The organism is Streptomyces sp. Ag109_G2-15 (assembly GCF_900215565.1).
In the GTDB taxonomy this organism is placed as follows: domain Bacteria; phylum Actinomycetota; class Actinomycetes; order Streptomycetales; family Streptomycetaceae; genus Streptomyces; species Streptomyces diastatochromogenes.
The window spans coordinates 2,804,429-2,816,722 of the sequence record NZ_OCNI01000001.1 but is presented as its reverse complement, the minus strand read 5'-3'; the positions used below and the strand labels follow the sequence as shown (position 1 = coordinate 2,816,722).

Here is a 12,294-nt window from a genome sequence, read left to right as displayed (position 1 = left end):
AGGGGCGGAACCGGATCGGTTCCGCCCCTTGGCCGGGTGGCTCGGCTCAGCCGGCTTCGCCGCCGAAGCGCTCCTTGTAGGTCTCCAGGTCCTCGTCCGTCAGCTTGGCGAAGAGGACCGGGGGGACCGTGAAGGGGGTGCCGGCGGGGACGGAGGTGAGGGACTTCGCCGTCTCCGGGGTGGCCCAGGTCGCGGTGTCGTCCTGCAGCGAGAAGGCCTGGCGCATGGTGGCCGCCGTCGCCGGGATGAAGGGCTCCGAGACCACCGAGTAGAGGTGGATCAGGTTCATCGCCGTGCGCAGGGTGAGGGCCGCGCCGTCCTTGTCGGTCTTGATCTCCAGCCAGGGGGCCTTCTCCTCCAGGTAGGAGTTGCCGGCCGACCACAGGGCGCGCAGCGCGGCGGCAGCCTTGCGGAACTGGAGGGCCTCCATGTGCTCCTCGTACTCCGCGAGCAGGCGCGCGATCTCTTCGCCCAGCTTCGCCTCCGCCTCGCCGGGCTCGCCGCCCGCCGGGACCTCCTCGCCGAAGCGCTTCTTCGAGAAGGACAGGACACGGTTGACGAAGTTGCCGAGGGTGTCGGCCAGGTCCTTGTTCACCGTGGCCGTGAAGTGCTCCCAGGTGAAGGACGAGTCGTCGGACTCGGGCGCGTTGGCGATCAGGAAGTAGCGCCAGTAGTCGGCGGGGAGGATCTCCAGGGCCTGGTCGGTGAAGACGCCCCGCTTCTGCGAGGTGGAGAACTTGCCGCCGTAGTACGTCAGCCAGTTGAAGGCCTTGACGAAGTCGACCTTCTTCCACGGCTCGCGCACGCCCAGCTCGGTGGCCGGGAACATCACCGTGTGGAACGGGACGTTGTCCTTGGCCATGAACTGCGTGTAGCGGACGTCGGTGTCGACGTCGTACCACCAGGACTTCCAGTCGCGGTTCTCCGGGTCCTGGTCGGACCACTCCTTGGTCGCGCCGAGGTACTCGATCGGGGCGTCGAACCAGACGTAGAAGACCTTGCCCTCGGCCGCCAGCTCGGGCCAGGTGTCCGCGGGGACCGGGACGCCCCAGTCCAGGTCACGGGTGATCGCGCGGTCGTGCAGGCCCTCGGTCAGCCACTTGTGGGCGATGGAGGAGGCCAGCTGCGGCCAGTCCCTGTCGTGGCGGGCCACCCACTCGCGGACCTCGTTCTCCAGCTTGGACTGGAGCAGGAAGAGGTGCTTGGTCTCGCGGACCTCCAGGTCCGTGGAGCCCGAGATCGCCGAGCGGGGGTTGATCAGGTCCGTCGGGTCGAGGACGCGGGTGCAGTTCTCGCACTGGTCGCCGCGGGCCTTGTCGTAGCCGCAGTGGGGGCAGGTGCCCTCGACGTAGCGGTCCGGGAGGAAGCGGCCGTCGGTGGGCGAGTACACCTGGCGGATGGCGCGCTCTTCGATGAAGCCGTTCTCGTTGAGCTTGCGGGCGAAGTGCTGGGTGATGTCCCGGTTCTCCGCGGAGGAGCTGCGGCCGAAGTAGTCGAAGGCCAGCGCGAAGCCGTCGTAGACCGCCTTCTGCGCGTCGTGCGCCTGGGCGCAGAACTCGTCCACCGGGAGGCCCTGCTCCTTGGCGGCCAGCTCGGCAGGGGTGCCGTGCTCGTCGGTCGCGCAGATGTACAGGACCTCGTGGCCGCGCTGGCGGAGGTAACGGGAGTACACGTCCGCCGGGAGCATGGACCCCACCATGTTGCCCAGGTGCTTGATCCCGTTGATGTACGGAAGGGCGCTGGTGATGAGGTGTCGAGCCATCGCGGGCTGCTCCCAGGTCGGGGTGTTTTACGAACCTTGAAATCGTAGCCGACGTGTGTATGCCGCCCGCTTCCCGTTTTACGGGGTGAGAAGCGGGCGGCATGGGGGTGCGGAGGGTTGCGGAGAGTTACGAGTGGTTACGGGCGCCAGTTGGCCAGTACGCCCTCGTACAGCTCCGTGTCCGTCAGCTCGCGCGGGGTCGGGCCCGCGTGGAAGAAGGACGTGTTGTCGGTCTTCAGTTTGCGGAGGTAGTCGAAGGCCTTGTTGTCGTGCTCGCCGAAGGCGACGAAGGAGAAGAACACGGAGGGGTGGTTCTTCGCGGCCTCGGTGAGGGACTGGGTGGCGGGGGTCTTCGCGTCGGGGGCGCCGTCCGTCTGGAAGATCACCAGGGCGGGGGTGGTGTCCGCGGTCTTCTCGTGGTGGGTGAGTACGGCTTCCACGGCGGCGTGGTAGCTGGTACGGCCCATGCGGCCGAGGCCGGCGTGGACGTCGTCGATCTTGGTCTCGTGGTCCGGGGTGAGGGTGAGGTCGGTGGTGCCGTCGACCTCCGTGGAGAAGAAGACGACGTGGACCGTGGCCTCGGGGTCGAGGTGGGCGGCGAGGGCGAGGGTCTGGTCGGCGAGGGCCTGGGCGGAGCCGTCCTTGTAGTACGGGCGCATGCTCGCGGAGCGGTCGAGCACGAGGTAGAGCTTCGCTCGGGTGCCGGTGAGGTTGGTGTTCTTGAGGGTGGTGGTGGCTGCCTTGTAGGCGGTGGTGAGGGAGGGGGTGCGGGACTTTACGCGGGTGAGGGGGGTGGCCGGGGTGAGCTTGGCCGGTTCCGCCTCGGTGGTTGCCTCCGGCTGGAGCTGCGGTTCCGCCTCGGCTTCGCCTTCGGCGGTCTCGTTCCCACCCGCACCACCCGTGCTGCTTTCGTTGTCGGGTGCGGGTGCCCCCTGCGGGGCGTCCTCGCCGTCGGCGGCTTGCGGGTCGTCGTTCGCGGCCTTCGCCTCGGCTTCGCCTTCGGCGGCCGCCGGCTCCGGCTCGACGGCGGGCTCGGGCTCTGCCTCAGGCTCCGGGGTGGCCTCTGCGACGGGCTCGGGTTCCGGTGCAGCCTCTGCCACCGGTTCGGCTTCGATCACCGGCTCGGGCTCAGGCTCCGGAGCGGTCTCGGCCGCCGGCTCCGCCACGGGCTCGGCCTCGGCGACGGGTTCCGTGGTCGGCTCGGGCTCGGCCACCGGTTCGGCCTCGGCGACGGGCTCGGCCACGGGGTCCGCCACCGGTTCGGCCTCGGCGACGGGCTCGGCCACGGGGTCCGCCACCGGTTCGGCCTCGGCGACGGGCTCGGCCACGGGGTCCGCCACCGGTTCGGCCTCGGCGACGGGCTCGGCCACGGGGTCCGCCACCGGTTCGGCCTCGGCGACGGGCTCCGCCACCGGTTCCGCCGTGGGCTCGGGCTCGGCCACCGGATCGATCTCGGTGACGGGCTCGGCCACCGGCTCGACCTCTGCAAGGGGCTCCGCCACCGGTTCGGCGACCGGTTCGGCCTCGGCGATCGGTTCCGCGACCGGCTTGGCCTCGGCGACGGCCTCCGTCACCGGCTCAGCCACAGCCTCGGCGGCCGGCTCCACCACAGGCTCGACCTCTGCCGCCGGCTCGGCCTCGGCGACGGGCTCCGCCACAGCCTCGGCCACCGGCTCGGTGGTCGGGTCTGTCGGGTTCGGGACCGTCACGTTGTTGAAGGCTGCCGAGACCAGTTCGTGTTCGTCCGGAGACGCGGAGCGGGGCTCGGGGATTTCGGGGGTGGGGGTGGGGGTCGGCTCGGTGGCCGGGGAGGGGATCGGTGCCGGCTCCTGGTGCTGCTCCTGCGAAGGAACGTGTTCCGCACCCTCTGCCTCGGCGGCACGCGCTTTGCGTGACCGGCCGAACGCGTTCCGCAGGAGAGTGAGAATGCCCATGTGCGCAACCCTTCGCGTGAGTTGATGCCCGTTTAATCCCTGGCCAGGACGGACACGTAAGGTTAGCGGCCTTGGATTGCAATCTTGGGGAGGGGCGAGTCTCAGCCGAGTCTCGACCGCATGTCAGTGTGGCGACGCGATCGCCCGCGCCGCCGCCACCTCCTGGCGGAGGGGCTCCAGGACGCTCCCCGGCGGGCCGGTGAGGTCCGTGCGGACCGACACGAGTGTTTCCGCCTCTCGTACGCCCTCCGACAACTCCCTCAGTTGAAGGGTCACTTGGGAGATCTCTGCTGGTGATGGTGGTGGCGCCCCGTGTCGCACCCGGACCCGTGCCGCGGTCGTCGCGTCCACGATGCGTTCGACCGCGACCACCAGGGGCCACCAGGCCGCCGCGCGGCGGCCGGTCGGCGGGGGTTCCGTCAGGGCCCGCTGGAACTCCGTGCGGATGGTCGAGAGGTCGCGGTAGAGGCGGCGGCGCATGCGGGCGCGGGCGGCGGGGTCGGTGTCCTGGCCGAATGCCGCCTCGACGTAGGCCGCGGTGTCGGCCACCGCGTCCGCCAGGCGGTCGCCGACCCGGGTGTGCCAGCTCTCCGGCCAGAGCAGGTAGCCCGCGATCAGGGCGATCGCGCAGCCCATGAGGGAGTCCAGGAGGCGGGGGAACAGGAGGGCCGTGCCCTTGTGGTTCAGGATGTCGGAGAGGAGGAGGATCACCGGGGTGATCGCTGCCGTTTGGTAGCCGTAGCCCCTGGGGGTGAGGGCTGGGATCAGGGGGGCGAGCAGGAGCATCGCCGGGACGTCCCACCAGCCTGGCGGGACCTCTGCCAGTACCGCCGCCGCGATCACCAGGCCCGCCACCGTGCCCAGCGCCCGCAGCAGCGCCCGCGAGAACACCGAACCGAAGTCGGGCTTGAGGACGAAGGTGATGGTCAGGGCCACCCAGTAGGAGCGGGGGACGGGGACGAGGGAGACCAGGGCCTGGGCGATGCCGATGCATACCGCCAGGCGCAGGCCGTAGCTCCAGGAGTTCGCGGAGAGGACCACGTTGCGGGCGGCGCGGGCCGTGCGGATGCTCAGGGCGGCCGGGCGGCCCAGGCGGTCGTCGATTCCCCGGGGGTCCACGTCGGGGGACATGACGACCTCGGCCGTGTGGCGCAGGGCGTGGGCGACGGCCCGTGTGGTCTCCGTGGTGGTGGGGAGGGGTGGCAGGGGTATCGGGCCGGTGTAGCCGGTTTCGATGGCCTCGGCCAGGTGGCGGACCGCCTCCGGGACCTCCGGCGGGAGCGGGCGGCCGGTGAGGTGGACGGCGGGGGCCGCCTCGACCACCGGGGTGATCGCGTTCAACTGGGCGAGGAGGCGGGTGAGTTCGCGGCTGCGGCCGTGGTGGCGGGCGCGGTGGGCGAGGACGAGGTCGTAGGCCTGGTTGAGGGACTGGGTGACGTCGAAGCGGGTGGTGACGTAGCGGTCCGGGTCGCCGCAGGCGGCCAGCAGGTCGGCCACCGTGCGGTAGGCGGCCGCGACCGACGCGCGCTCCGGCACCCCGGCCCGCAGCGGCCAGGCGAGCAGCGCCAGGGCGAGGACGAGGAGGCCGCCGCCGGCCGTCAGGGCCGCGGGCAGCCACCAGGGGCCGGGGAGCGGAAGTCCCGCGCCGACCACGGCGTTCAGGAGCAGCAGGAGTCCGGATACGGAGGACACCGCGCCGATCGTCGAGATCATTCCGGACAGCAGGGCGACGGCGGTGACGGCGGCCACCGCGTACCACCCCTGGCCGTACACCAGGGAGCCCACGGTGATGCCCACCGCGCCGAAGAGCTGCGGGACCGCGATGTTGAGGATGCGCATGCGGTAGGCGTCGGCGGTGTCGCTGATGACGCCGGACAGGGCGCCCATGGAGGCGAGCGCGCCGTACGTCGGCTGCCCGGCCGCGAGCCCGATCGCCAGGGGGAGCGCCATCGCGAGTGCGGCCCGGACCATGGCGGGCCAGTTGAGGGGGGCGCGGTGGGGTTGGAGGTTCCGGACCAGCCAGTCGGGAGGGGTGAGGCCGATGGGGAACTCGCGGGACATGCGCCCATTATGACCGCTTCGATCCGGCCCGCCCGGGGTCATCCGCGCTGGTGGAGCGTGATGTCGACGACGAGTGCGCGGTGGTCGGTGCCGGTCAGGCGCAGGAAGCGGGCGTCGGTCGCGGAGAAGTCCGGGGAGGAGAGCAGGACGTGGTCGATCTGGGCGCCGATGACGGAGGACGTGCGGGCGGGCCAGCTGGCGGTGCGGTCGTGGCCGGCGAGGCGGGCGGCGTCGCTCAGGCCGGCGTCCAGGATGCGGCGGAAGGCCGCGTGGTCCTGGGACGCGTTGAAGTCGCCGGCGAGGATGGTGGGGGTGTGGGGGTCGGTGGCGGCGAAGGCGCGGAGCCGGCCGAGTTCCCGCTGCCAGAGGCCGACCTGGCCGGGGAGCGGGGGCATGGGGTGGGCGAGCTGGACGCGGACGGCGTGGCCGCGTACGTCGGCCACGGCGCCGGGCATGCCCATCGTGCCGGGGGCGCCGGCCGTGCCCTTCAGCGGGAAGCGGCTGAGGATGAGGGAGCCGCGGGAGCCGCCCGCGACCACGGCCTGCCGGTGCGGGTAGGCGCGGGCGAAGTCCCGTTCCAGTGTGGCCTGGCAGGTGTACTCGCACTCCTCGACGAAGACGAGGTCGGGGCGGTTGCGGCGGATCTGCGGGACCAGGGCGGGGGTGCCGCGCCCGAACTCGACGTTCGAGGTCAGCACGCGGAGGGCGGCGAGAGGCGGGCCGCCGGGTTCCGTGGTCTTCCCGTACGGATCCAGGTACCAGGCCAGCAGCCCCAGTACGACGACTCCCCACACCAGCCCCGGCCACCAGCGGGCCAGCAGCGCGCACAGCAGGGCGAGGGCGGTCGGCACGAGCAGCCAGGGCAGGAAGGCGAGCAGCTGCGGCACGGGCGTGATGCCGTCGGTGCCGGCCACCCGGCAGCCGACGACCACGCTCACCCCGGCGAGGAGCAGTCCGGCCGACCAGGAACCCAGTCCGCGCCCAGGGCCATGTGTCACGCCTCCGAGACTACGAGCGTGCGTCGACCTCGGTCAGGAATTCGCCCAACACCTCGTTGAACTCCTCCGCCCGCTCCAGGTTCGGCATGTGGGCCGCGCCCGCCACGACGTGCAGGACGGAGTCGGGCAGTGCCGCGTGCATCGCCTCCGCGTCCGCCACCGGGGTGTAGGTGTCGTCGGCGCCGACGACGACCAGCGCGGGCGCGGTGACCCTGGTCAACAGGGGCCGGTAGTCGGGGCGTTCGGCGCGGCCGCGCAGGGAGGCCGCGGCGCCCTCGGGGGCGGTGGCCGTCATCATGCGGTGGACGTGGGCCTTGACCTCGGGGTCGGCGTACGGGGCGACCATCTTCTCCAGGACCTCTTCGGCGTAGCCGCGCAGGCCCTCGGCGAGCAGCCGGTCGGCCATGGCGCGTCGGCCCCGCCTGCCCTCGGGTGTCTCGGGGTCGGGGAAGGTGTCGGCGAGGACCAGGCCCCGGACGCGGTCGCCGAAGCGGTCGTAGCACTCCATGGCGATCTGGCCGCCCATCGACAGCCCGGCCAGCACGAAGGAGTCCACTCCCAGGAAGTCCAGCAGTTCCTCGATGTCCTGGGCGTGGCGGGCGAGCGGGACGGTGCCGGGGGTCACGGGGGAGGAGCCGTAGCCGCGCAGGTCGGGGGCGATCACCCGGCGGCCGGTGGAGAACGCGGTCAGCTGCGGGGCCCACATGGTGCGGTCGAAGGGGTGGCCGTGGACGAGGACGAGGGGGACGCGGGAGGAGACATCGGTGTCTCCCTTATCCCCCTTGTCCTCGTATGCGAGGAAGGGGCTCATGTGATCGACCCTAGGCAGCTCCAACTCCTCGGTGCAATAAAATCTTTGCCCTCGGTGCAATGTGATGTGGCGGTGTGGTGGGGGGGACTTGTGGACGACTACCGGCGTATCGCCGACCGGATCGCCGGTGACATCAGCGGCGGGCGGCTCCGGCCGGGGCAGCGGCTGCCGCCGCAGCGGGCGTTCGCGCGGCGGCACGGGATCGCCGCGTCGACGGCGGGGCGGGTGTACGGCGAACTCGTCCGCCGCGGGCTGGTGGTGGGCGAGGTCGGGCGTGGGACGTTCGTCCGGGCCAGTGAGGTCGACGCGCAGCCGGGGCGTGCGCTGACCGAGGTGGCGGGGGCCGTACCCGTGAACCTGGAGTTGAACTACCCCTCCGCGCCCGGGCAGTCGGAGCTGTTGGCTCCCGCCCTTGCGGCCCTGCTGCGGCCGGACGCGCTGGGGGAGGCGCTGCGGCCCGCGCCGGCCGCGGGTACGGCGGCGGCGCGGGAAGCGGTTGCGGGGTTGCTGGGCGGGGGTGGGCTGCGGGCCGACCCCGAGCGGGTTCTGTTCACCGGGAACGCGCGCCAGGCCATTGCCGCGACCCTTGCGTCCCTGGTGCGGCCGGGTGGGCGGGTCGGGGTCGAGCCGTTGACGTATCCGCTGGTCAAGGAGATCGCGGGGCGGCTCGGGATCGTCCTCGTGCCGCTCGCGGTGGACGAGGAGGGGGTGGTCGCCGAGTCCGTCGTGGCGGCTCACCGTGCCGCTCCCCTGTCCGCGCTCTATCTCCAGCCGACGCTGCACAATCCGACCTCGCTGACGCTGGGCGCGGAGCGGCGGGTGCGGCTGGTCGAGGTCATCCACAGCCTGGGGATACCGGTCGTGGAGGACCGGATCTGGTCCTTTCTGCACCGCGGTGGCGAACCTCCGCTCGCCGCGCTCGCGCCGGGGCTTGTTCACCTTGTCGACGGGCTGTCCAAGCGGGTTGCGCCGGGGCTCACCGTGGGGTTCGTCCTCGTACCGGGGGAGCGGGTCGAGGCGGTGGCTCGGGCCATTCGGTCCGGGGGATGGAGTGCGGGGTCCTTCGCACTGGAGGCGGCTGTGCGGTGGATCTTGGACGGGACCGTGGGGCGGTTGGTGGAGGCGAAGCGGGGGGATGCGGGGCGGCGGCAGCGGGTGGTTGCGGAGGAGTTGGACGGGTTTGCCGTGCGGTCCGATCCGGCGGCGTACTTTGCCTGGTGGGAGCTGCCTGCGCCGTGGCGGGCGGACACGTTCACGGCGGCTGCGTGGGCGCGGGGGATTGCCGTCACTCCGGGTACGGCGTTCTCTGTCGGGGCGAGTCGTACGGCGGATGCGGTCAGGGTTGGGCTGGCGTCGGTGCCGGAGGGTGAGCTGGGGCGGGCGTTGCGGGTCCTTGGCGGGGTTGCGCGGGGTGGGTAGGCCGGGCCGCCTCGGCGGTTGCCTGCGGCTGCGGTTCCGCCTCGGCTTCGCCTTCGGCGGGGATTTCGTTCCCACCCGCACCACCCGTACCACTTTCGTCGTCGGGTGCGGGTGGCCCCGGTGGGGCGTCCTCGCCGTCGGCGGCTTGCGGGTCGTGCGCCTCGGCCGTCGGCGGCTCCGGCTCGACGGCGGGCTCGGCTCGATCACGGGCTCGGCTCGATGGCGAAGCTCGATCACGGGCTCGGCTCGATGGCGAAGCTCGGGCTCGGGCTCGGGCGGTCGCGGGCTGAGGCTCGGGCTCGGGCGGTCGCGGGCTCGGGCGATCGCGGGCTCAGGCTCGGGCGGTCGCGGTCGCGGTCGCGGTCGCGGGCTCAGGCTCGGGCTCGGGTAGGCGTCGGTGGCTGGGTCGGCGTGGAGGCCGTGGAGTCCCGGCGGCGACGGGTGGGGCGCGGTAGGTGCAGGCGGCAGGTCAGCCGGGCTGTCAGGGCCACCGTGAGGCCCAGGGCCAGTAGGAGCCAGGAGGTCGTGCGCAGGGTGGCGGTCAGGGCGTCGTAGATCGCGGCCGCGGCCGGGTGGGGGACGTCGGCGGGTAGGCCGGCGAGGGTGAGGGTGCGGCCGAGGGTGAGGGCGAGGATGAGGAGGGCGCCGCCCAGGGCCGTGCCCAGGGCTGTTGCCGTGACGGCGCGGCGGCGGTGGACGGCCAGGGCGATCCCGGTGACGGCGAAGACGACGGCCGCGACCGGGAGCCAGAAGCCGGCGACTTCGAGCACGTGGAATCCCTTCCTGAGCCGGCCCACCTCGCCCGCCTGGAGCACGGGGACCGCGATGTGCTCCACCGGGATACGGGCGGCGAGCGGAATGTGGTCGTGGGTGAGCTGCTGCTTGACCTGGGCGGTGACGGGGGCGAGGTCCACGGTGACCGGGCGCTCGCCCGCCTCCTCGGCCGGGTCCTCCGCGCGCAGGGCGCGCAGGATCGCGTCGTGCGTGACCCGGTTGCCGGTGTTCCAGGCCAGCCGGAAGGCACGGGTCTGGGTGAAGGAGCGCACCGCGTCGTGCACGAACGGAGCGACCGAGCCCCGCACCCCGCGGACGTCCATCCGCTGGTCCACCTCGCGCAGGATGCCGTCCCCGACCGTCTTGGCCACGGCTTCCCGCACATCCGGGTCGGCGGCGAGCGGGGCCATCGTGGTGACGTACCGGCCCGTGTCGGCGAGCCCGTACGACGCCCAGGCGGCCAGCGCGCCGAACGGCACGAGGAGGCAGGACAGGGCGATCAGTACGGCCGACAGGGCGCTCCTGAGGCGTGGGGGCACGCTTCCAGGCAAGGCCCGCGGGGCCCGGGGGGCGACCGGTACGCCTGCATTCGGGGGAAAAGTCAAGCCGAACGGCCGCGCCCCCTGGCGGAGCAGATGATCCCGCTCTCCGGTGGAGGGTTCGTCCGAACGGGTGTTTCCTGGTGCTGGTGAGGAGGGAGATACAGGGGAGTGCGTGGGCCCCGGCCGGTCTCCGGCCGGGGCCCACGCGCGTCCCGCATGCGTGGCTGCTCAGCGGATGCGGTGTCCTTCCGCGTCCTCGTGCGTGTAGTAGCGGTAGAACAGCACGCCGAACACGACCACGGCGAACGCCACGCCCATGCCCGCGGACCCCAGGATGGAGTGGCCGCGGCCGCTCAGGCTGTACAGGAAGCCGATCGAGATGCCCGTGAAGGCGGCCCACAGCGCCGCGTGCAGCTCGCGCGACAGGCGCGGGGTGAGGGCGGCCAGAGCCATCCAGACGGCCGCGAACACGATCGCGGTCACGAAGCCGAACAGCAGGTTCCAGCCGGTGATGGGTCCGCCGTAGCGGGTGTTGGCCGCGGCCCAGTACCCGTAGATGAGCCCGAGCACGATCGGAACGGCGTACTTGGCGACCGCGTGGGTGCGCTCGCTGAAAACGTCGGGAGTACGGCCGGCTCGGGTCATGCCGCCGGTCACCGGTGCCGCTTGCGCCATGAGAGCGCTCCTCTCTCTCCTCGCCCCCGCCTACCAGAGCACACCTGCCGGTACGCCCTGGCAAGTCGGCCGGAAGAGTGACGGGTGCCCGGATGCGGCCCGTATGTTCCCGTGTTTCGCTGAATCCCTGTGACGGACCTGGAGGGCTGCCCGCCGTGACGGACCTGGAGTACCGGCGCCGGCGGCAGTTGCTGCGGATCCGCGGCCGGAGCATCGCCTGGGTGCCGCCCCTGCTGCTGCTCGTCGGCATCGTGCTGGTGGACATCAACACCACCGAGCGGTTCCGGATCGTCTCCTGGATCGTCCTGGTCCCCGGCATCGCCTCCGCGATCTGCGGGGTGTGGGGGACGGCCGCCTTCGCCGTGCTGTCGCTGGTGACGTACGTCGTCGTGGACAGCCTCTGGCCGGGCGCGTACCAGGCCGGACTCGCCGACTTCGTCCTGGTCGCCCTCGGCGGTGCCCTCGGCGTGCTGGCCTCCGCCGTGCGGGTGCGCAGGGAACGGCAGATGCTGCACATCCAGGACATCGCCGAGACCACCCGCCGTACCGTGCTGCGCCCGCTGCCGCCGGTCTGGGCGGGCCTGAAGCAGGCGGGCGTGTACCTGGCCGCGGACGTCGACGCCCGGGTCGGCGGCGACTTCTACGACATCCAGCCGGGCCCGCACGGCACCCGCGTCCTCGTCGGGGACGTGCAGGGCAAGGGCCTGGGCGCGGTGGAGACGGCGGCCGCGCTGCTCGGCACCTTCCGGGAGGCCGGCTACCACGAGGCGGACCTGACGACCGTCGCCGAACGTCTCGAGGTGCGCATGGTGCGGCACCGTCGGCACACCACCGCGCTCGGCCGGGACGACGGCGACCGCTTCGCCACCGCCGTCCTGCTCGGCTTCCCCGAGGACACCCCGGGCACGATCGAGCTGATCAACTTCGGGCACGAGCCCCCGCTCGCCGTCGGGCCCCAGGGGGTGCGCACCCTGCCCTCCGGCGACGGCCTGCCGCTCGGGCTCGGCGACCTCGTGGCCGAGCGCCCGCCGCTGCACCGGGTGCCGCTGGGGTGCGAGGAGACCCTGCTCATGGTGACCGACGGGGTGACCGAGGCGCGCGACGGCGCCGGGGAGTTCTACCCGCTGGCCCGGGAGGTGGCCCGGGCGGTCGAGGCCGACCCGGGACGGGCCGAGCCGCGGCGGCTGGTGCGCCGGGTCCGGGACGGCGTGCTGCGGCACAGCGGCGGCCACCTGGGCGACGACACCACGGTCTTCGCCGTCCGGCGGGCGGCGGGCGAAGACCCCGTACAGGGACGTTTGCAGTCCTGAGACGCTCC

General features: G+C 72.6%; 9 protein-coding genes. 2 read left to right on the top strand and 7 right to left on the bottom strand.

What is annotated here, in order from left to right; genetic code table 11:
- Nucleotides 1-46: 46 nt before the first annotated feature.
- The 5 genes from metG to CRP49_RS12480 all read right to left on the bottom strand — a co-directional run bounded on the left by metG (nt 47) and on the right by CRP49_RS12480 (nt 7,566).
- Nucleotides 47-1,762 (bottom strand): methionine--tRNA ligase, encoded by a 1,716-nt coding sequence (gene metG, locus CRP49_RS12500; protein ID WP_097253437.1) that lies wholly within the window; start codon nt 1,760-1,762, stop codon nt 47-49.
- Between the two features lie 137 nt (nt 1,763-1,899).
- Complete coding sequence (locus CRP49_RS12495) at nt 1,900-3,696, bottom strand: VWA domain-containing protein (RefSeq protein ID WP_097253436.1); 1,797 nt, start codon at nt 3,694-3,696, stop codon at nt 1,900-1,902.
- A 123-nt stretch (nt 3,697-3,819) separates the two neighbouring features.
- Complete coding sequence (locus tag CRP49_RS12490) at nt 3,820-5,757, bottom strand: FUSC family protein (RefSeq protein WP_097253435.1); 1,938 nt, start codon at nt 5,755-5,757, stop codon at nt 3,820-3,822.
- Between the two features lie 38 nt (nt 5,758-5,795).
- Nucleotides 5,796-6,755, bottom strand: coding sequence for an endonuclease/exonuclease/phosphatase family protein (locus tag CRP49_RS12485; RefSeq protein ID WP_097253434.1), 960 nt, complete (start codon nt 6,753-6,755; stop codon nt 5,796-5,798).
- 10 nt (nt 6,756-6,765) lie between these two features.
- On the bottom strand, nt 6,766-7,566 hold the full coding sequence (locus CRP49_RS12480) for an alpha/beta fold hydrolase (RefSeq protein ID WP_097253433.1): 801 nt from the start codon (nt 7,564-7,566) through the stop codon (nt 6,766-6,768).
- A gap of 90 nt (nt 7,567-7,656) precedes the next feature.
- On the opposite strand from CRP49_RS12480, the gene CRP49_RS12475 reads away from it, so the two are divergent.
- Nucleotides 7,657-8,985: a PLP-dependent aminotransferase family protein gene (locus CRP49_RS12475; RefSeq protein WP_097257324.1), complete on the top strand. Its 1,329-nt coding sequence runs from the start codon at nt 7,657-7,659 to the stop codon at nt 8,983-8,985.
- A gap of 371 nt (nt 8,986-9,356) precedes the next feature.
- Here the strand turns inward: CRP49_RS12475 and CRP49_RS12465 are convergent, their stop codons facing one another.
- Both CRP49_RS12465 and CRP49_RS12460 read right to left on the bottom strand, forming a co-directional pair.
- On the bottom strand, nt 9,357-10,298 hold the full coding sequence (locus CRP49_RS12465) for a hypothetical protein (RefSeq protein WP_097253432.1): 942 nt from the start codon (nt 10,296-10,298) through the stop codon (nt 9,357-9,359).
- 231 nt (nt 10,299-10,529) lie between these two features.
- Nucleotides 10,530-10,976, bottom strand: coding sequence for a hypothetical protein (locus tag CRP49_RS12460; RefSeq protein ID WP_097253431.1), 447 nt, complete (start codon nt 10,974-10,976; stop codon nt 10,530-10,532).
- Nucleotides 10,977-11,068: 92 nt separating this feature from the next.
- Between CRP49_RS12460 and CRP49_RS12455 the strand changes: the two genes are divergently transcribed.
- Entirely contained in the window at nt 11,069-12,286 is a 1,218-nt protein-coding gene (locus CRP49_RS12455) for a PP2C family protein-serine/threonine phosphatase (RefSeq protein WP_179851593.1), read from the top strand.
- The last annotated feature ends 8 nt before the right edge of the window (nt 12,287-12,294 follow it).

Coding starts and splice junctions, on each gene's coding strand:
- CRP49_RS12455 (WP_179851593.1), top strand. CDS start 11,069: ATGCGGCCCGTATGTTCCCGTGTTTCGCTGAATCCCTGTGACGGACCT.
- metG (WP_097253437.1), bottom strand. CDS start 1,762: ATGGCTCGACACCTCATCACCAGCGCCCTTCCGTACATCAACGGGATC.
- CRP49_RS12490 (WP_097253435.1), bottom strand. CDS start 5,757: ATGTCCCGCGAGTTCCCCATCGGCCTCACCCCTCCCGACTGGCTGGTC.
- CRP49_RS12480 (WP_097253433.1), bottom strand. CDS start 7,566: ATGAGCCCCTTCCTCGCATACGAGGACAAGGGGGATAAGGGAGACACC.
- CRP49_RS12495 (WP_097253436.1), bottom strand. CDS start 3,696: ATGGGCATTCTCACTCTCCTGCGGAACGCGTTCGGCCGGTCACGCAAA.
- CRP49_RS12460 (WP_097253431.1), bottom strand. CDS start 10,976: ATGGCGCAAGCGGCACCGGTGACCGGCGGCATGACCCGAGCCGGCCGT.